Genomic DNA, 17822 nt, shown 5'->3' on the forward strand with positions numbered 1-17822 from the left:
TTGCCACGAAGGATGCCAACCTATCGCGACATTGTTTGAACGGCCATTTGGCTAAATCTGAGTACGATCCCCTGCCTTTTGATTTCGGTCAAATTCGTTCTGTGTTTCTGAGTGAAGCATTTGTCTTGTAGGTTGGTCGATCTGGGCGCGCGCGGCGTCCGCCGCAGACAAGCCGATGTCGCGCCAGCGCGTCGAAGGAGAATCCTCATGTGGGCACGTGACGTGATGACGACCTCGGTCATTTTCGCGACGCCGGAGATGAGCGTACATGAGGTCGCCAAGCTGCTCGCCGACCACGCGATCAGCGCGGTTCCGGTAGCAGATGCAGACGGCAGGCTGATTGGTATCGTCAGCGAGGGCGACCTTGTGCGCCGCGTCGAGATCGGCACCGGTGCCAGGCGTCGCTCCTGGTGGCTGGAGCTTCTTGCATCCAACACCGAACTGGCCAGCGAGTACGTAAAAGCGCACGCGCAGAAGGTAAAGGACCTGATGAGTGTCGATGTCGTCACTGTCTGCGAGGACACTCCGTTGTCCGAAATTGCAGATCTGCTGGAGCGGTACCGTATCAAGCGCGTGCCGGTCATCAAGGACGACAAGGTGACGGGGCTGGTGAGCCGCGCCGATCTCGTGCGTGCGCTGGCCAGCGATACACACAACGAACAGACGCCCGTCCCACGTGCCGACGAAGAGATACGCGACGCGATACTGAATGCGATGTCAGGCCAACGCTGGACACTATCGCGGGGCCAGGTGATCGTCAGGAACGGCGTGGTGCATCTCTGGGGCGTGATCTTTAGCGAGGAGGAGCGCAAAGCAGTGTGCATTGCCGCCCAGACCGTCCCCGGGGTGAAACAGGTAATCAGTCACCTTGTCTATCCGGTTACGCTTCCCTCGATGTGAAAGTGCCCAATAGTCCGCGTTGCCGGCAGCGAGTCGACGAAATTCGGTGCCGGCACGGTGTTGCGCGAAGGCTTCCCGGCGCTTGTACATAGGGCATCAAGTCGAGTGGTATGTAGCGTATTGCTCGGCGCGCGCTCCATCGCGCGGCCGACCTTGCACAGGCGCGTCGAGAACGCAGGCGCGTTCAATCACGTGCGGGTCCGGTCATTCAACGAGGCCCGCACATGTATGACGAGCGTGATCGCCCTGGATGGCGGCCCGTCATCGAGATGGGCACTTGTCGAATGTATCGGGCATCCCGAATTGCCGGGTACCAAATCATCGGGACCGAGTCCGGTCAGGCTATCCTGAAGCGTCTTAAGCGCTGCATCGCCGACAATTCGATTGGTCCCGTCGCGAGGGGGCGCACGGACCGCGGGGCGCACGGCGACTCATTCTCGGGAGTGTCGCGAAACGCATTCCTCGCGAATCGACTTGGCCTTGCTCGCGCGCGGTGACGATGTCGCGCATGTCCCCCGCGGCAGCACGGCGTCACCACGGGTCACGGGAGTCGGTGGTTTGCAGCGATCGGGAAAGCAGTCGGACGGTTCGCAGCCCGGCGCGCGATTCACTTGCCTGCCGCATCGTTCTTTCCCGAAATTACCGGCAGCCGAACGACGTCGACATGTCCCGGTAGATCTCCCGCCAGGTCACTCTCGGTGAACGAGAAATACAACACGACCAGACGCCGCAAATCCAGGATCCGAATGATGTGTATCGACCTGAAAACCGGGTCGACCGATTCGTCAAACACCTGCGCTTGTTGCGGCACACGCGCGGTTGTGGAGAGCGTTCCGACTCGATGACAAGACACCGAGGTTGTGACACCTGCGGCACGTCGGTCACCGTCCGTATGAGGTCCCGAAACAAAGCACGTCACTCCCTTGAGCAGGGGATCATCGTACGCGGAAATGCCAATGTGGGTGCCGTAACGTTGGGAATGCGCAGGTATGCGCGCCAGTTCTTCGGCGTCGGACATTGAGGCGGCAACGAGTGAAAGAACAGCGGCCGCAATATACCCGCTTGCTCGAGGATAGATCATCATGGGAATCGGTAGCGCTACGCTGACTTCGTAACTCGGTCGATTGATAACCAGACTAGATTGCGCGTCGGATGATCGCTTGACTTGAATCAAGATCGAATGACCGGGCAGCGGGATCCTGACTTCAAGTTCAACGAGATTCGAGCACGGCATTTCGACGGTCGTTTCATGCGTTGCATGGCCGGGCTCACCGGGAAGATCCCAATTTGTACGATGTTGTGGGACTGTGCATGGGCTGCGCAAAGACGGGACGGCACACGGCGCGATAGCGCGGCAATCTTTATGACTGGCCCGTTCTCCACAGACGTTTGGCGAACTGGAAATCGTTTGTGTCGACGTATCGCCGCCGCAGGCCTGCCAGGATATTTCGCTCGTTCGCAACGATTGCGCGCGTTCTGCGGCACCGTGGAGACCACCGGACGCCAGAACCTTAAGAATGCGGTAAGGAACCGGCACGAACATGAACGCATCGCCCAGGAGAAACACGATGCGGATATCCCGTTCCAGTCACGCGATTCTTTGTCCGTGCCTTTCTGTCTCGATGCTGTTTACCGGCGTCGCATGTGCCCGTGCCGAAACGCCTGCCCGGCTTCTCGAAGGCTACACGACGCAGGCAGGCACGAGCGCCGCGCCCGCGCGGGGACAGCAGTTCTTTACGTCCCGGCATGGCCGCGAGTGGAGTTGCGCAAGCTGTCATGGAAGCACGCCGACCGGCCCGGGCCGGCACGTCGTCACCGGCAAGACCATCGAACCGCTCGCGCCCGCGTTCAATCCCGCGCGGTTTACGGACGCGGCGCGGACCGAAAAATGGTTCCGCAGAAACTGCAAGGACGTCGTCGGGCGTGAATGCTCGGCAGCCGAGAAGGCGGATGTCCTGAGCTGGCTCATGAGCCTGAAACCCTGACGCCGAACGATCATGAACAACGTCGACTCGACATCCTTTCTGCGCCGGATCGCGCTGCCGCGACATGCAGGCGCGAGCGTGCTCTCGATGCTGCTGCTGTCGCTGCTGCCGCGCGCGGCAATGGCCGAAGACGAAATGCGGGGCATCGCGATTCCGTTGCTCCCGAAGTACAAGCAGGAGTGCGCAACCTGCCATGTCGCCTATCCGCCCGGGGCACTGCCTGCCGAGTCGTGGCGCCGCATCCTGAATGGTCTCGATCGCCACTTCGGCACCGATGCGACGCTGGACCCGACGACCATCGGCCAACTGGAAACGTGGCTGACGGCACACGCGGCGACGGGCGCGGCGGCCCGCCGTCCGCCGGAAGACCGAATTACCCGATCGGCATGGTTTGCCGCCACGCACGACGAGGTTCCCGCATCCGTGTGGCGCAGCCCGGCGGTAAAGCGGCCGTCGAATTGCGCCGCATGCCATACGCAAGCAGACAAAGGAAATTTCAATGAACGATTCGTCCGCATCCCGAGCTCACGGTGAACCGGCGTGCTCGCGTCCCGCACGGATACTGGTCTGGGACGCTCCGATTCGCGCATTCCACTGGCTGACGGTCGTCGCCTTTGCCGGCGCGTGGCTGACCGCCGAGAGCGAGCGGTGGAGGCTGATGCATACCGCGTTCGGGTACACGATGCTGGCGCTCGTCGCGTTTCGCGTCGTATGGGGTGTGGTCGGCACGCGTCATGCGCGGTTCTCGTCGTTCGTGCGTTCGCCGGCGGCCGTTTTCCGCTACGTGCTGAGCCTCGCGAAAGGCCGGCCGGAGCACCATGTCGGCCACAATCCGGCCGGCGCGGTCGCGATCGTCGCCATGCTGGCGATGACCGTCGTCACCGGGATAACCGGCTGGGCGGCGTACAACGGAAACGGCGAATCGTTCGGCGATCTCCATGAAGGCGCGGCCAACGTGATGCTCGCGCTCGTTGCGGTACATGTCGCCGCCGTACTCGTCAGCAGTGTCGTGCATCGGGAGAACCTGGCCCGGGCGATGGTGACCGGCTACAAGCGCGGTGCGCCGATCGACGGCATCCGGCGTGCCTGGTGGGGAATTGCAGTCGTCATGACGGCGGCCGCGATCGGCTGGTGGTGGACGCAGTGGCATGCGGCGCCGCAGCCGGCTCTGGCAGACCGGCCCGTTGCGACGGACACCGGCCGCCCCGCGAACGGGGCGGGCCGGGATGACGATTGACGGCCCAGGACGGAGTGCTCGAACATGCGCATCCTGCTCGTTGAAGACGACATCCTGCTCGGCGACGGGATCCGCGCCGGATTGCGCCAGCAAGGATTCCAGGTCGACTGGGTGCGCGACGGCGACGCTGCCCAGCGCGAACTGCGCGCGCATGCCCATGCCGCGGCGATCCTCGATCTCGGGTTGCCGCTCGTGGATGGCATGGATGTCCTGCAGCGCATTCGTCGCGACGGCATGGCGTTGCCGATCCTGATCCTGACCGCTCGCGATGCCGTGCCCGACCGCATCAGGGCGCTCGACGTGGGCGCCGACGACTACGTGATCAAGCCCGTCGACCTGTACGAGCTCGGCGCGCGCCTGCGCGCGCTGGTCCGGCGCGCCCACGGCCGGCCGACCGAGCGGCTTCAGGCCCAGGACGTCGAGCTGGAACCCGCATCGCGCACCGCGCGCCGCGCCGGCGTGGCCGTCGCGCTGTCCACGCGCGAGTTCGACCTGCTGCACATCCTGATGCTGAATGCCGGCCGGGTCCTGTCGCGCGAGCAGATCGAGCAGTATCTGTACAGCTGGGGGCAAGAGGTGGAGAGCAATGCCGTCGAGGTGCACGTCCATCGCTTGCGTGCGAAGCTCGGCAGCGAGCTGATCCGGACGGTGCGCGGCGTGGGGTACCTGCTGATGCGGGACGCTGCATGAAAGCCGTGCAGCCCGCGCGCTCGCTGCATGGTCGGCTGCTGACGCTCGTGCCGGCCGTGGTCCTCGGTGTCTGGCTATCGACGCTGATGCTAACCTGGCTCGATGCGCGGCGCGAGATCGACCGGTTGCTCGACGGGCACCTCGCGCAGGCGGCGGCACTGCTTGTCGCGCAGCAGGCACGCGGGCCGGACGACGACGACAATGCGATCGACGCGCCGATCCTGCATCCATACGGGCCCCGCGTGGCCTTTCAGGTATTCCATGAAGGCCGGCTCGGCCTGCATTCCGAAAACGCGCCGTCCAGGCCGATGGTGGCGCCGGAGTTGACCGGGCGCGATCGGGCTTCCGGCTTCTGGACCGTCGTGATCGACGGGAATGCGTGGCGGGTATTTGTGGTGCACGGGATGCGCGACGACGTTCAGGTGTTCGTCGGTGAACGAATCGATTCTCGCAAATCGATCCTCGGCGGCGTGATGCGCAGCGCGTTCTGGCCAATGGCGGCTGCGTTGCCGTTGCTGGTGCTGGCCATCGGCTGGGCGGTTCGCCGCGGCACGGCACCGCTGCGCGACTTCGGGCGAGCGCTGGCGAAGCGGAATCCGCAGGCGCTCGATACGATTCGGCTGGAGCGGACGCCGCTCGAGATGCGGCCGATGCTGGATGCGCTGAACGGCCTGTTCGCGCGGATTCGCACCGTGATGGACGCGGAGCGCCGATTCACGGCCGATGCCGCGCACGAGTTGCGCACGCCGATCGCGGCCGTCAAGGCACAAGCGCAGGTCGCATTGGCCGAGCGCGATGACGAGCGACGCCGGCACGCGTTGCGGGGCGTTCTCGAAGGATGCGATCGCGCGGCGCGTCTGGTGGACCAGCTCCTGCTGCTTTCCCGTCTCGATGCGGGGGCACTGGCGGACCGCGCGCCGGTCGATGTATCGGCCGTGGCGAAAGGGGTGGTCGCGGAGGCCGCGCCACGGTCGATCGGGAGACAGCAGAAGCTGGAACTCGATGCGCCATCGCCATGTATCGTCGGCGGCAACGAAGCCTTGCTCGCGGCAATGGCGCGCAATCTGGTCGATAACGCGATTCGCTACAGCCCGCCGCTGGCGCGCATAGCCGTTTCGGTTGGCCAACGGGACGGCCGCACCGTGCTGCGTGTCGAAGACAGCGGCCCGGGCATCGGCGACGACGATCTGCACCGACTGGGCGAACGCTTCTTTCGGCCGGCCGGCACCCGACCGAGCGGAAGCGGCCTCGGCTGGTCGATCGTACGGCGGATCGCAGCGGCGCACGAGGCCGACATCCAGGTGGATCGATCGCCCGCGTTTGGCGGATTGCGCGTGACCGTTTCGTGGCCGGCTGCCGATGAAGCCGCTGCGGCCACGCGCTAGTCGATCATGTACGTCACCGATCAGGCTGTACGAGGTCGCGGGAACGGTCGATCGCGGCCGCCATGGCGGGTTCGTCACCGAACACGCCGTATCGTGCGACTACTGGCCGGCAGCGCCGCTTGCCGGGCCGCCAGGCTGGCCGTGCATGTAGCCCGGCCCCATGCCCATACCCATGCCTTGTCCGCGATGCATGCGTCTCATGGGGGGAACGTCAGGCAGCTTGATGCCGCGCGCCTTCGCGCGCTTCTGCATCTCGGCGTGGTGCTCCGCGCGAATTTTCTCGCGCTCGGCATCGGATTTCGCGGCGAGCATGCGTGCGTGGTACTCGTTCCGCTCGGCTGGCGTCATCAGCTGGCTGCCGTACATCATGCCATCCCACTCGACGGCGGGACCGCTCGCGGGCTGGCGCGGCTGCGCATCGGCCAGGCCGGACGTGATCGCAATCGCGACGCCGATCAGACACGAAGCGGTGAACCTGTTTGCTCTGGACATGACGGTCTCCAGGTCGTTTGCATGGATTCAACCGTACGCAAAACGGGCGGTCGATCCTTTGCCGCAGATCAAGTACCCTGGAGTGACCGTCAATACCATCGAATACATGCCGTGAACATGCAGCTGTCAGACGCGAAACGCATCATTCCACGTCGCAGTGCCAACGCGTCCGGTGCAGGCGTGCCATGCGGGCCGCTCCGGTCGCCGGCGACTTCCCGGTCTTCACCGATCCTTCCTTCCTGAAAACGTGACCTGAATCGTGATGCCAACCAACCCCGACATCGTTTCGGAAACCGTCGCCGAAGCGACACCCGCGATGGCCGCCGCAGCCACCCGAAGCACTTGGGCGAGCGTCGCCGTCAACCTCGCGCTGAGCATCGGCCAGGTCGTGATCGGCATCCTGTCCCGATCGCAGGGGCTCGTGGCGGACGGTATTCATTCGTTATCCGACCTGATCGCGGATTTCGTCGTGCTGCTGGCCGGCCACCACAGCCGAAAGCCTGTCGACGAAAAGCATCCTTACGGCCATCAGCGCTTCGAAACCGGCGCATCGCTGGCGCTCGCGGCAATCCTGCTGCTGGTCGGCGGCGGCATGCTCTGGTCCGCCATCCAGAAACTCGAGCATCCGGAAACGATCGCGCGCGTCCACGTCGCGGCTCTGTGGGTAGCGCTCGTGGCGCTCGCCGCGAAGGAATGCCTGTTCCGGTACATGCTTGCCGTGGCGACACGCGTGAAATCGAGCATGCTGGTGGCCAACGCATGGCATGCACGTTCGGATGCCGCGTCGTCTCTCGTGGTGGCCTGCGGCATCATCGGCAACCTGTTCGGTTACCCGCTGCTCGATCCTGTCGCCGCACTGATCGTCGGCGGGATGATCGTGAAAATGGGCGCGACGTTCGGCTGGAACGCATTGCATGATCTGATGGATCGAGCGGCCGATGCCGAAGACGTGCAGGCGATTCGCGCGACGCTGATTGCGACGCCGGGTGTGCTGGACGTGCACGACCTGCGCACGCGCAAGACCGGCGACCTGATCCTCGTGGACGTACATCTCGACATCGACGCCGATCTCACGGTTGCGCAAGGACACGACATCGCCGTGGATGCGCGTGCTCGCGTGATGAAGCATCACCGCGTCCTGAACGTGATGACGCACGTCGACCCGCGCAAGCGGGAGCGTGTCGTTGAGGTCACGTCCGGGATTCGCGGCCGATAGGAAGCAACGGTCAAACGACGCGGCCGTTCGACACGTCGCGCATGCCGGCGTCATTCGGAACCCCGCGGACGATGGTCGCGCCGGAACGTCAACCGACGTTCATTGAAGAGTGCGCGCCAGTCGAGCTTCATCAACATGAACACGAGCCCGAGCAGCACCAGTTGGGTGACGATGAAGTATCCGCCGAGGTAGCTGCCTTCGAGTCCGGATTCCAGGTCGAGCCGGGTCGATGCAAAGCGGCCGAGGTGCGCCCAGATCGCATAAGTGGTTGCTCGGCCGACGAAGAACGCCGCCGCGATGATCCTGAGCGGCAACCCGGAAAGTCCGTACGCGATGAACAGATAGTTTGACGGAAGCGGGCTCAACGCATAGAAGAAGAACGCGCCGGCGGTGAGCGTCCGGTGCTTTCGCAGCCAGCGTGAGGCGACGTCGATATTCTCGCGATCCGATTCCCGCATCCAGCGGGAGCGGACGAGCGATCGCGCGAAGATCGCCAGAATGACGCGGCCGGTCGTTGCCGCGCCTGCCGCCACGATGGCAAAGATCAACGGATTGCCGTCCGGCAGGTTGAACCCGACCCACGACATCGCCATCCAGGTAGGCGGAGCGAACGCCGGCATGAGATTCAGCAGAAGGATCAGCAGAAAGAGTACAGCCAGCGTCAGCACGATATCGACTCCAGGGCATCCGGTGTCACCTGTCAATTTTGCTGATGAAAGGGGGCGGCTGCTTGACTCACGTCAAGCAGCGCGCCGTGCCGGCGCGGCGCGGCGCGGCGCGGCAGGCCGATCGTGCTGACCCAGGTCAACGGTCGAACCGCGACGTTCCCTAGACTGAATGCCACGCCATCTTCAGTCGGAACCGGATGCAGTGAGCGCCTCCCTGCCCGGCGCTCGGAAAAATCGTCATGTCGAGAATTCCCTGGTCGATCGATCTCGCGTTGCTGGTTCTCGCGGCCGTCACGCTCGCCGGAGGGGGCATGTGCGTGGCGTTCGGTCTGCCTTCACTCGCGCGGGTCATCTGGTTGCTCGGTACGCTGCCGGTCTTGCTGGTGTTGACGGTATCGCTCGCCACGGCCATCGCGAGAGGGCAGGCTGGCATCGATGTGCTCGCGTGGCTGGCCATCGCGCTGGCGATCGCGCTCGATGAGACGCTCACGGCGGCTGTCATCGCATTGATGCTGGCGAGCGGGCGGACGCTGGAGCGGTATGCGCAAGACCGCGCGCAACGCGAGATGACCGCGCTGCTCGCCCGTGCCCCTCGGCAGGCCACCCGGTTCGAGAACGATGAATGGCGTTCCGTTGCCGTGGAAACCATCGTCCCCGGTGACAGGCTGCTCGTGCGAAGCGGCGACTTCGTGCCGGTCGACGGCACACTGACCGATGACGCGGAACTCGACGAATCCATGCTGACGGGCGAGTCGTCCACCCAGCGGCGATGCGCGGGAGAAAGCGCATGCAGCGGCGTGGTCAACGCCGGTGCGCCGTTCGAAATGGTTGCTCGCACGCCGGCGGGCGACAGCACGTTTGCCGGCATCGTTCGCATGGTCGAACGCGCGCAGCGCGAGCGAAGTCCGTCCGTGCGTCTCGCGGATCGCTACGCGGCATTCTTCGTGCTCGCTTCGTTGCTCGTCGCGGGCATCGCCTGGCTGCTGGCCGGCGACGTCGCGCGCGCACTCGCCGTGCTCGTCGTGGCCACGCCTTGCCCGTTGATCCTCGCCGTGCCGGTAGCCATCGTGTCCGGCATGTCGCGTTGTTCGAAACGCGGCATCCTCGTCAAGGGCGGGGGCGCGCTGGAGCGTCTCGCGCAAGCGACGATCCTGTTCTTCGACAAGACCGGGACGCTGACGGGTGGGCGGGCGCGCATCGTTGCGATCGAATGCGGCGCGGGCTTCGAAACGGACGATGTGCTGCGTTTCGCGGCGTCATTGGCCCAGGCTTCGGGACACGTCATTTCGGATGCACTGACAGTCGCCGCGCGGGAACGCCGGATCGATCTGTCGCCGCCGTCGGCAATCGTGGAGACGGCGGGCGAGGGCGTGACAGGCCGGGTCGACAACCGGACCGTCGCGATCGGCAAGTTCGGGTACGTCGGCGCCTGCTCAACGGTCGCCTCCTGGAGCGACGCGTTCCTCAAGCGGGTCGGCAACGAGGGCGGGGCTGCCGTATTCGTCGGCGTCGATGGCGTCATGATCGGCGCGATTCGGATGGCCGACCAGGTGCGGCTGGAAACACCGAGGGCATTGCGGTTGTTGAAACGGGAAGGCATCGAGCGCCTCGTCATGCTCACGGGCGACCGGCGAGACATTGCCTGCGCCGTCGGCGAGTTGCTGGGTGTCACCGACGTGCGTGCCGAGCAGACGCCGACCGACAAGCTCGCCGCGATTCAGGCCGCACGCAAGGAAGGCGTGACGATCATGGTCGGCGACGGCGTGAACGACGCACCGGCGCTGGCGGCCGCCGACGTCGGTATCGCGATGGGTGCGCGGGGGGCGGCCGCGTCATCCGAAGCTGCCGACGTCGTACTGCTCGTCGATCGGCTGGATCGACTCGTGGATGCGATACGGATCGCACGACGATCGCGCCGCATCGCGATCGAGAGCGTGGTGGCCGGCATGTCGCTGTCGGTCGTCGCGATGACGATTGCGGCAGCCGGATTCCTGCAGCCGATTGCAGGTGCGGTCATTCAGGAAGTCATCGACGTCGTCGTCATCGTCAACGCATTGCGCGTGTTGCTGGCTCGCCCGCGGCCGACGGACGCCCGGCTGGCAGACGTCGACGTGGAGCAACTCAAGCGCGAGCACGCGGCATTGTCACCGTTGCTGGACCAGATCCGGGGTCTCGCGGATCGCATGCCGCAACTATCCAGGGCTGCCATCGCGACCGAACTTGCCCACATGATCGGCGCGCTGGACGAACGGCTGCTGCCGCACGAACGCGCCGACGATCGGGACGTCTACGCGCGTCTTGCCCCGCTTCTCGGTGGCGAGGACCCGCTGGCGGCGATGAGCGGCGCGCACCGCGAGATCTTCAGGATGGTCAGATCGCTCAGGCAGATGGTCGCGGACCTGCCGCGTGACGGAACCAACGCCGTGCAGGTGCAGGCGATACAACGCCTGCTGTACGGGCTGGAAGCGATCGTACGCCTGCATTGCGCTCAGGAGGAGGAACTGTTCCACGCCGTCGGCGCGGATGCGTGACGGGGAAACGCATCACGCATGCGGCGCACTTACGAGAAGGACCGGCGTTTTCGTGATGCGCGCAACGCGTCCGGCCACGCTGCCGACGAGCCAGCCGGTGACGCCGCGCCGCCCATGAGTGCCCATGACGACCATGTCCGCGTTCCATTCGATGGCGTCGTGCACGATCAGGTGAGCCACGTCCGTGCCAGTGCGATTCGTTTGAATCAGCTGCGACTGCGCGTGTCCGGCCGGTGTGCCGTCGAGCAGGGCCATGGCCTTTTGCAGGATGTGATTGCCTTCGCTGACCAACGCCGTTTCCAGCGTCTCGACCGGGACGAAATCACCCAGCGATGTGGGGCGATCGAGCACGTATATCGCACGAAATTCGGTCTCGGGCCGCGAGAATTTCAATCCCGTTCGCAATGCGTGAAGCGCAATCGGGCTGCCGTCGACAGCGAACAGCATCCGCCGCGGCAGGTGCTCGACCACCGACGCAAAACCCTCCGGAACGATGAGCAGCGGGCAGCCGACGAGCTTGCCGAGCGGGCCGGAAACCGTTCCTTCGATCCATCCGAGCAGGCCATGATGCTGCCGTGCGCCGACGATCAGGAGTTCGGCCTGCCAGGCTTGCGCACAGTCGGCCAGCGCATGTGCGATATCCCCGCCGTGCGTCGACAGATCGACGACTTCCGTGTCGATCGAGAGGTCGTCGCGCGGGATTGCGCTTCGGGCGCGCGACAGCGCGTCGGATGCGTCTCGCAGCAATTCGTCGCGAGCCGATTCGAGAAATGCCGTGGATCTCGATCCGCGCGGGACGATTGTCCGTGGATTATCTGCAACGCTGACGATATGCACTGCTGCGTTCGATGGAAGGAACGCTTTGGCATACGCGAGTGCATGCGCGGATGCGGCGGACCCGTCGATGGCGATCAGCACCCGCAGGGAAGCGGAGACTGCCTGGACGGGTGAAGCGCTGGTGTTCATGAGTGTCTCCCGATGGCAAGCGACAGTCCTGTACACGGCCATTTTTCGCACGGTCGGTGCCTGCCGGGTTGACCTTCGTCAACTGCGTTCGTCTTCGCGGTGCCGGGCGAGACGGCGGCCCGATCGCGTCGAGCGCATGGCCGCTATCGCGTTGACATGAGTCAAGCGGGGGGCCGACTTCAGGCAGCAGCATTGAAACGAGGCCGCGTTGATCGCGACAGGCACCGAGCCTGCGCAAACCGCACCGCGTGTCGCTACCCGACTGGAGAAATGATCATGCGAAAGCTGGCAATGTTGATCGTGCTTGCGCAGATGCTGTTCGCCGCAACAACGTGCGTGGCTGCCACCGATCAGTCGGTCCGGAGCGTCACGAAGCACGGCCTGACCGTCCATTTCGGCATCGTGCCCGCTGACAAGGCCTCACGCCCGCAGCAAGAGGCGGGCGTGCCAGGCGATGCGAAGAACGGGCAGGGGCTGGCCAGCTATCATCTCGTGGTTGCACTGCTCGACGCCAGGACCGGATCGCGCATCGATGACGCGATGATCGTCGCCACGATGACCTCACCGGCGTCCAAGGCCCGGCCGAAGGTTCAAATCAAGCGTTTGCCGGCGTTCACGGTCAACGGCATGGTGACGTACGGCAACTACTTCGACATGCCGTGGGCCGGCCGGTATTACATCGATCTTTCAGTCAGACGGCGCGACAGCGCCGACACGGTTCACGTTCGACTGAATTACGAACACACTCTCTGAGGACTCCCTTTGCAGACGTGGTGCATTGAAAACCGGGATTCGTTTCCAGTCTGATTCCGCGGGCAGCTTCCGCGCGTCATTTGTCAGACTTTGACGGCATGACCGGACAGCGCTGCGCGTGACGCCGTGCTCGACGGTCAATTCCGGTCAGCGGACGGAACCCTCTGCCGAGCGCCACGCGCGGGCAAAGGCAGAATGCGCGGAAGCACATTCTCGGATTTGAACAGCTTGTGCGCCACCGCGCCCAGCACGTGCAAACCCACCAGCGCGGCCAGCCCGTAAGCCGTGAGCGCGTGCAATTCCCCCAGCCAGTGCGACAGTTCGCGGCTCATGGGCACCAGGGTCGGCAGCGAGAAGAGCCCGAAGCAGCTGGCCGTGTGCCCGGCCGCATTCGGCTTCATCCATCCAAGCACGGGAATGGCGACCATCAGCACATATGAGCAGCCCGTGGACGCCGCGTTCCGCAAAATGGTTCATCGTCCCGGTCGGATTGACCGACGGCGGGAGCCTGCGTCGCACGCGCAGCCGATTCACGATGCGAATCGCCACGAGTACGAGAATGGCCACGCCGATCGACTTGTGCAGGCTGACGAGGTCTTCATTGTCGTCCAGCAGCAAGCCGACGATCAGGTTGCCGATCAGCGCGGCGGCCAGCAGCCAGTGCAGCAAACTGATCGACAGCGGATAGCGGGTAACGGTCTTCATGACGGAAATGCCTGTTCAGTGGCGAAAGCGCAGCCCGCCCGGATCATCCGAGCAGGTCGTGATAGTGTTTTTTCGATCCGTTGATTCGCCGCAACGCCTGTTTCGCCGCGGACAGGTCATTGGCCTGGATGGCACGATCGACGTCGGCCAATTCATCGCGCAATGTGCGCATGCCTTCGTCATAGGTCGGCTGATCATTGCGATACCGCTGGCGGCTCGCCTGCTGCGCATCGCTTTCGAGCCGTGTCACGTAGCCTTTCATTTCAGGAATCGTCCGGCTGTCCATCGCACCCTGCATCGCGTGCCTCATGTCTCGCATCAGCGTCTTGATCTCGCTGGCGCAGGCCGGCGAGGCAGCCACGGCAAGCAGCAGGCCCAGCGCTGCGCAAAAACGGAGTCGGAACGGTAGCCGGTTCATGGCCGTGAATCTGATTGCGAGTGTCGTTGACCGCGACCATAGAGTGCCGACGTTAACGGATTCTTAAGGACCGGATTTTCGCGCGCCCCGCTTGATGGCTGCCCACGCGTGCGGTTATCGTGCGCCAATGGACGCCATGTCCGGATCAAAAGGAACACGACACCATGCGGGTGTTACTCGTGGAAGACGACAAGCTGATCGGCAGTGGCGTGGAGGATGGCCTCATCGAGGCCGGCATGACGGTCGACTGGGCGCACGACGGCAGGCATGCGCAGCTCGCGCTCGAAACGACGCCGTATGACCTCGTCGTGCTTGATCTCGGCCTGCCTCGCATGTCGGGAGTTGAATTGCTCGACTGGCTTCGCAAGCGCCGCGACCATACGCCGGTGCTGGTCATGACCGCGCGCGACACCGTGGCCGATCGCGTGAGCGGCCTGAGCGCGGACGCCGACGACTACATCGGCAAGCCGTTCGACCTGACCGAGCTGATTGCCCGATGCCGTGCGCTCGTGCGACGCTCGCAGGGCCGCGGCACCGATACGATCGACTATGGCGACCTGTCGATCGATCCCGCGCTGATGACGGTGACGCGCGGCGCCGAACGAATCGCGTTGACGTCGCGCGAATGCGCATTGCTGGTCGAACTGCTGGCGAATCAGGGCCGCCCGCTCTCGCGTGCGCAACTGCAGGACAGTCTCTATGGCTGGAACGAGGAAATCGAAAGCAATGCGATCGAAGTGCATGTGTCGAATCTGCGCAAGAAACTCGGCGCCGACTTGATTCGCACGATTCGAGGTGTCGGCTACGTGGTGGAGAAGGCATCGTGATGCGCTCGATCCGACAACGGCTGACCTTGCTGGTGCTGTCGGGTATCGTGGTGGTCTGGGCGTACTCGCTGATGTCGAGCTATCGCCAGGCGATTCACGAAGCGGAGGAATGGGACGAAACCCGCCTCGAGCAGATCGCAAGAGCGTTCGTCGCGCTCGACGCGTCCGATCTGCCGGTGTTCGCGGACATCGTTCTCGGCTCGCGGGAAGACGACGATGGCGACAACGATGCGTCGCCGCGAATGCTGTATCAGATCAGTGACGCAGGCGGACGAATCCTGTCCGCCAGTCCGGGGCTTGATTCGCTCGATCTGCCGGTGTTTCCCGCCGTCGCATCGAGTCCGATCCGGTTCGGCAATCCGAAGTGGCACGCGTATGTGCTGACCGATGCCGTGCGCGGCCGTACCGTGCGCATCTTCGAACAACGCACGCATCGGTCGGACCTGTCCGCGGAAGTGGCGCGCCGTGTCGCACGGCCGCTCGCATTCGCGTTGCCCGTGCTGGCCGTGTTGATCTGGCTGGCGATCGGGCGCAGCCTGACGCCGCTACGGACGCTGTCGGAGGCGATCGACGCACGTTCGCCCGACAGCCTCGATGCAATCGATTCGAAGGGCATTCCCGAAGAAGTGCGGCCGCTGGTTGCCGCACTGAACACGTTGCTGCAACGTCTGCGCGGCTCGCTCGATCGCGAGCGCGCATTCACCAGCGACGCCGCACACGAGCTCAAGACACCGCTCGCGGCGCTCAAGGTTCAGGCACAGGTCGCGCTCACCGCACGCGATCCGGACCGTCAACGGCGCGCGATGCAACGCGTCGTCGAGGGCGTAGACCGAAGCACCCATCTGGCGGACCAGTTGCTTGCACTGGCTCGACTGGACGAAACCATTCCGATGCCCGGCGAGGAGGTCGATCTCGCGCGCGTGGTGCAGACCTGCATCGACGACCACCAGGCGAGAGCGGATCGCAAGCAGATGTCGCTGATTTCAGGCGTCGGCGGTCCGGTTATCGCACATGCACCGTCGACGCTGGTGCGCGTGCTGCTCGACAATCTCGTCGATAACGCAATCAAGTACGGTCGCGAACAAGGGCGCATCGAAATCACATCTTGGCAGGATGCCGGCGCGATCAACCTGCAGATACGGGACGATGGCCCCGGCGTCCCGGATGAAGATCTGTCCCGACTGCAGGATCGTTTCTTTCGCGGCGCGGATCACGACGAAAGCGGCAGCGGGCTGGGGCTGGCCATTGTCGCGCGCATCGTGGCCAAACTCGGCGGGAGTCTGACATACGTCGATGGCTTGAACGGCAACGGATTCGGCGTGCGCGTCACGTTCCCTCCGTCGGTGTGACCGAAGCGGCGATGTCGGTTCCGCCCCTGTCTTTCACATGCGATGCGTGCCGGAACGCGAAGTTAACATTGCCTTCAGTTTGAGCGGAGCATGCTGTCTCTACGGCAGACGAGACGTTCTCGGATGCCGACCCTGTTCACTGGAGGTCGAGATCATGAAATTCGCTATCCATACCATCGTGCTGGCGGCGGCCATCATCCCCGCATTCGCATCGGCTGCCCAATCTGGCAGCGGCCTGACGCGGGCGGAAGTCCGCGCCCAGATCACGCAGGTCGAGCAGGCCGGTTACAACCCGGCCCGAAAGGACATTCACTATCCGCAATCGATCCAGCAGGCCGAGGCGCGCATCCGGTCTTCGGAATCGGCGCCGCAGGCCGACGCGTCGGGCTATGGGCCTGCATACGGGGCGGGGGGCGACTCGGGGGCCGCGGTCCAGAGTCATGCCGTGGCACCTCGGTTGTATACGCATCATTGACGGCCCTCACGCACGTATGCACGCTTGCGTCGGCGGCCGCCGTTGTCGACGACCGAACTTCGATTTCATTTTCCGGGTTCACGTCCCGCACTTTCCGGATCGACGAGCGGGAACCGGCGTGCGTCCCATACGCCTGCGTCCGAATCCCGCGGGGTGAACCAGTCAGGTAATTTGGTGCGCCGGCGCGCACTGCGAGGGCAACTGTGGCCTTCGGCGCCGGCTCATGCACCGAAATGAGGAACGCGGCTCGCCGGAATTTCCGTCTCGCGCCGGTGCGGCAAGCGTTTCACGACGATGGCCCGGTTTTTGCTGGAGTCTTGCCGGCCGCGCAACGATTGCGCGCTGCCCGACGACATACCAGACAAGGAAGATTCACCGTGAGCCCGACGACTCGACTGTTCCCCCGACGCAGCTGGCTGGCTGCGCTGATCGCAGCACCCGTGATGGCGTTGTTCGCTGCCGCGCCGGCCCATGCCGATGCACTCGACACCATTGCGAAAAACGGCGCGCTGCGCGTCGCGGTGCCTGAAGATTATCCGCCGTTCGGCTCGGTCGGCACGGACATGCAACCGCAGGGCTACGACATCGACATGGCCGAGCTGCTCGCCAAATCGCTCGGCGTGAAGCTGAAGCTGGTGCCCGTGAACAGCGCGAACCGGATTCCGTATCTGACGACCAACAAGGTCGACATGGTGATCTCGTCGCTCGGCAAGACGCCGGAGCGCGAGAAGGTCATCGATTTCTCGACCGCGTATGCGCCGTATTTCCAGGGCGTGTTCGGGCCCGCGGACGTGAAGGTGGGCGCGCCCGCCGACCTGACCGGCAAGACGGTCGGCGCCACGCGCGGCGCGCTCGAGGAGATCGCGCTGTCGCAGCTCGCACCGAATGCGACGATCAAGCGTTTCGAGGACAACAACGCGACGATCCAGGCCTTCCTGTCGGGGCAAGTGCAACTGATCGCCGCCGGCAACATCGTCGCGGCGGCGATCCTCGCGAAGAATCCGCCGCGTCGGCCCGAGGTCAAGTTCGTGATCAAGAATTCGCCGTGCTTCGTCGGCGTCAACAAGAACGAACCGCGACTGCTCGCGAAGATCGACGATGCGATCGCGCATGCGAAGCAGGACGGCACCCTGGGCGCGATGTCGAGGAAATGGCTCGGCCAGCCGTTGCCGGCCGGCCTGTGAAGGATCGCCGTGTCGCCTGATAGATCGCCGCAGCCGGCGCC

General features: G+C 64.5%; 19 protein-coding genes and 1 pseudogene. 13 read left to right on the forward strand and 7 right to left on the reverse strand.

Annotation, left to right across the window (positions count from 1 at the left end; translation table 11 throughout):
* Window positions 1–207: 207 nt before the first annotated feature.
* Complete coding sequence (locus WS51_RS27955) at window positions 208–900, forward strand: CBS domain-containing protein (RefSeq protein ID WP_059504871.1); 693 nt, start codon at window positions 208–210, stop codon at window positions 898–900.
* Window positions 901–1507: 607 nt separating this feature from the next.
* Here WS51_RS27955 and WS51_RS27960 read toward each other — a convergent pair.
* Window positions 1508–1981 (reverse strand): CreA family protein, encoded by a 474-nt coding sequence (locus WS51_RS27960; RefSeq protein ID WP_059505347.1) that lies wholly within the window; start codon window positions 1979–1981, stop codon window positions 1508–1510.
* A 541-nt stretch (window positions 1982–2522) separates the two neighbouring features.
* Here WS51_RS27960 and WS51_RS27965 point away from each other — a divergent pair.
* Genes WS51_RS27965 through WS51_RS27985 form a run of 5 tightly spaced genes read left to right on the forward strand, consistent with a single transcriptional unit; the run spans window position 2523 to window position 6197 of the window.
* Window positions 2523–2885, forward strand: coding sequence for a DUF1924 domain-containing protein (locus WS51_RS27965; RefSeq protein WP_155633816.1), 363 nt, complete (start codon window positions 2523–2525; stop codon window positions 2883–2885).
* Between the two features lie 12 nt (window positions 2886–2897).
* Window positions 2898–3419, forward strand: a complete 522-nt coding sequence (locus WS51_RS27970) for a diheme cytochrome c (RefSeq protein WP_059504867.1) — start codon at window positions 2898–2900, stop codon at window positions 3417–3419.
* Complete coding sequence (locus WS51_RS27975; RefSeq protein WP_059541601.1) at window positions 3385–4122, forward strand: cytochrome b/b6 domain-containing protein; 738 nt, start codon at window positions 3385–3387, stop codon at window positions 4120–4122. Before WS51_RS27970 ends, WS51_RS27975 begins: the two co-directional genes overlap by 35 nt.
* Before the next feature lie 24 nt (window positions 4123–4146).
* Window positions 4147–4812, forward strand: coding sequence for a response regulator (locus WS51_RS27980; protein ID WP_059504863.1), 666 nt, complete (start codon window positions 4147–4149; stop codon window positions 4810–4812).
* Window positions 4809–6197, forward strand: a complete 1389-nt coding sequence (locus WS51_RS27985) for an ATP-binding protein (protein ID WP_069230149.1) — start codon at window positions 4809–4811, stop codon at window positions 6195–6197. The genes WS51_RS27980 and WS51_RS27985 overlap by 4 nt, the downstream gene beginning before the upstream one ends.
* Before the next feature lie 99 nt (window positions 6198–6296).
* Here the strand turns inward: WS51_RS27985 and WS51_RS27990 are convergent, their stop codons facing one another.
* Complete coding sequence (locus WS51_RS27990; protein ID WP_059799258.1) at window positions 6297–6689, reverse strand: hypothetical protein; 393 nt, start codon at window positions 6687–6689, stop codon at window positions 6297–6299.
* Between the two features lie 262 nt (window positions 6690–6951).
* Here WS51_RS27990 and WS51_RS27995 point away from each other — a divergent pair, with 262 nt between their 5' ends.
* Window positions 6952–7905 (forward strand): cation diffusion facilitator family transporter, encoded by a 954-nt coding sequence (locus WS51_RS27995; protein ID WP_059799257.1) that lies wholly within the window; start codon window positions 6952–6954, stop codon window positions 7903–7905.
* Window positions 7906–7955: 50 nt separating this feature from the next.
* Here WS51_RS27995 and WS51_RS28000 read toward each other — a convergent pair whose 3' ends face one another.
* On the reverse strand, window positions 7956–8573 hold the full coding sequence (locus tag WS51_RS28000) for an SNARE-associated domain-containing protein (protein WP_059504858.1): 618 nt from the start codon (window positions 8571–8573) through the stop codon (window positions 7956–7958).
* A 239-nt stretch (window positions 8574–8812) separates the two neighbouring features.
* Here WS51_RS28000 and WS51_RS28005 point away from each other — a divergent pair, with 239 nt between their 5' ends.
* Window positions 8813–11104, forward strand: a complete 2292-nt coding sequence (locus WS51_RS28005; RefSeq protein ID WP_069230150.1) for a heavy metal translocating P-type ATPase — start codon at window positions 8813–8815, stop codon at window positions 11102–11104.
* Between the two features lie 12 nt (window positions 11105–11116).
* Here WS51_RS28005 and WS51_RS28010 read toward each other — a convergent pair whose 3' ends face one another.
* Window positions 11117–12070, reverse strand: a complete 954-nt coding sequence (locus WS51_RS28010; RefSeq protein WP_069230151.1) for a universal stress protein — start codon at window positions 12068–12070, stop codon at window positions 11117–11119.
* Between the two features lie 276 nt (window positions 12071–12346).
* On the opposite strand from WS51_RS28010, the gene WS51_RS28015 reads away from it, so the two are divergent.
* Entirely contained in the window at window positions 12347–12823 is a 477-nt protein-coding gene (locus WS51_RS28015; protein WP_155623620.1) for a hypothetical protein, read from the forward strand.
* A gap of 137 nt (window positions 12824–12960) precedes the next feature.
* On the opposite strand, the gene WS51_RS33010 is transcribed toward WS51_RS28015, so the two are convergent.
* The 3 genes and pseudogenes from WS51_RS33010 to WS51_RS28025 all read right to left on the reverse strand — a co-directional run bounded on the left by WS51_RS33010 (window position 12961) and on the right by WS51_RS28025 (window position 13946).
* On the reverse strand, window positions 12961–13251 hold the full coding sequence (locus tag WS51_RS33010) for a cytochrome b (RefSeq protein ID WP_335645642.1): 291 nt from the start codon (window positions 13249–13251) through the stop codon (window positions 12961–12963).
* Window positions 13252–13318: 67 nt separating this feature from the next.
* Window positions 13319–13528 (reverse strand): annotated as a pseudogene (locus WS51_RS33015) (cytochrome b/b6 domain-containing protein); the annotation flags it as partial.
* Between the two features lie 43 nt (window positions 13529–13571).
* Complete coding sequence (locus WS51_RS28025) at window positions 13572–13946, reverse strand: cytochrome b562 (RefSeq protein WP_059542012.1); 375 nt, start codon at window positions 13944–13946, stop codon at window positions 13572–13574.
* Between the two features lie 164 nt (window positions 13947–14110).
* Between WS51_RS28025 and WS51_RS28030 the strand changes: the two genes are divergently transcribed.
* The 4 genes from WS51_RS28030 (at window position 14111) to WS51_RS28045 (ending at window position 17781) form a co-directional block, all read left to right on the forward strand.
* The gene (locus WS51_RS28030; RefSeq protein ID WP_059542009.1) at window positions 14111–14773 is read left to right on the forward strand and encodes a response regulator transcription factor; all 663 of its coding nucleotides are present in this window, start codon (window positions 14111–14113) and stop codon (window positions 14771–14773) included.
* Entirely contained in the window at window positions 14773–16122 is a 1350-nt protein-coding gene (locus WS51_RS28035; protein WP_059542007.1) for an ATP-binding protein, read from the forward strand. The genes WS51_RS28030 and WS51_RS28035 overlap by 1 nt, the downstream gene beginning before the upstream one ends.
* Before the next feature lie 154 nt (window positions 16123–16276).
* Window positions 16277–16597: a DUF4148 domain-containing protein gene (locus tag WS51_RS28040; protein WP_059542006.1), complete on the forward strand. Its 321-nt coding sequence runs from the start codon at window positions 16277–16279 to the stop codon at window positions 16595–16597.
* 377 nt (window positions 16598–16974) lie between these two features.
* Window positions 16975–17781 carry a transporter substrate-binding domain-containing protein gene (locus WS51_RS28045; protein ID WP_059511365.1) on the forward strand — a complete coding sequence of 269 codons (807 nt, stop codon included), beginning with the start codon at window positions 16975–16977 and terminating at the stop codon, window positions 17779–17781.
* Window positions 17782–17822: the final 41 nt, after the last annotated feature.

Source organism: Burkholderia territorii, assembly GCF_001718335.1.
Lineage (GTDB): Bacteria > Pseudomonadota > Gammaproteobacteria > Burkholderiales > Burkholderiaceae > Burkholderia > Burkholderia territorii.

Bases quoted from the DNA above. Each gene is read 5' to 3' on its own strand.
- WS51_RS27955 (WP_059504871.1), top strand. From the start codon at position 208: ATGTGGGCACGTGACGTGATGACGACCTCGGTCATTTTCGCGACGCCG.
- WS51_RS27960 (WP_059505347.1), bottom strand. From the start codon at position 1,981: ATGATCTATCCTCGAGCAAGCGGGTATATTGCGGCCGCTGTTCTTTCA.
- WS51_RS27965 (WP_155633816.1), top strand. From the start codon at position 2,523: ATGCTGTTTACCGGCGTCGCATGTGCCCGTGCCGAAACGCCTGCCCGG.
- WS51_RS27970 (WP_059504867.1), top strand. From the start codon at position 2,898: ATGAACAACGTCGACTCGACATCCTTTCTGCGCCGGATCGCGCTGCCG.
- WS51_RS27975 (WP_059541601.1), top strand. From the start codon at position 3,385: ATGAACGATTCGTCCGCATCCCGAGCTCACGGTGAACCGGCGTGCTCG.
- WS51_RS27980 (WP_059504863.1), top strand. From the start codon at position 4,147: ATGCGCATCCTGCTCGTTGAAGACGACATCCTGCTCGGCGACGGGATC.
- WS51_RS27985 (WP_069230149.1), top strand. From the start codon at position 4,809: ATGAAAGCCGTGCAGCCCGCGCGCTCGCTGCATGGTCGGCTGCTGACG.
- WS51_RS27990 (WP_059799258.1), bottom strand. From the start codon at position 6,689: ATGTCCAGAGCAAACAGGTTCACCGCTTCGTGTCTGATCGGCGTCGCG.
- WS51_RS27995 (WP_059799257.1), top strand. From the start codon at position 6,952: ATGCCAACCAACCCCGACATCGTTTCGGAAACCGTCGCCGAAGCGACA.
- WS51_RS28005 (WP_069230150.1), top strand. From the start codon at position 8,813: ATGTCGAGAATTCCCTGGTCGATCGATCTCGCGTTGCTGGTTCTCGCG.
- WS51_RS28010 (WP_069230151.1), bottom strand. From the start codon at position 12,070: ATGAACACCAGCGCTTCACCCGTCCAGGCAGTCTCCGCTTCCCTGCGG.
- WS51_RS28015 (WP_155623620.1), top strand. From the start codon at position 12,347: ATGCGAAAGCTGGCAATGTTGATCGTGCTTGCGCAGATGCTGTTCGCC.
- WS51_RS33010 (WP_335645642.1), bottom strand. From the start codon at position 13,251: ATGGTCGCCATTCCCGTGCTTGGATGGATGAAGCCGAATGCGGCCGGG.
- WS51_RS28025 (WP_059542012.1), bottom strand. From the start codon at position 13,946: ATGAACCGGCTACCGTTCCGACTCCGTTTTTGCGCAGCGCTGGGCCTG.
- WS51_RS28030 (WP_059542009.1), top strand. From the start codon at position 14,111: ATGCGGGTGTTACTCGTGGAAGACGACAAGCTGATCGGCAGTGGCGTG.
- WS51_RS28035 (WP_059542007.1), top strand. From the start codon at position 14,773: ATGCGCTCGATCCGACAACGGCTGACCTTGCTGGTGCTGTCGGGTATC.
- WS51_RS28040 (WP_059542006.1), top strand. From the start codon at position 16,277: ATGAAATTCGCTATCCATACCATCGTGCTGGCGGCGGCCATCATCCCC.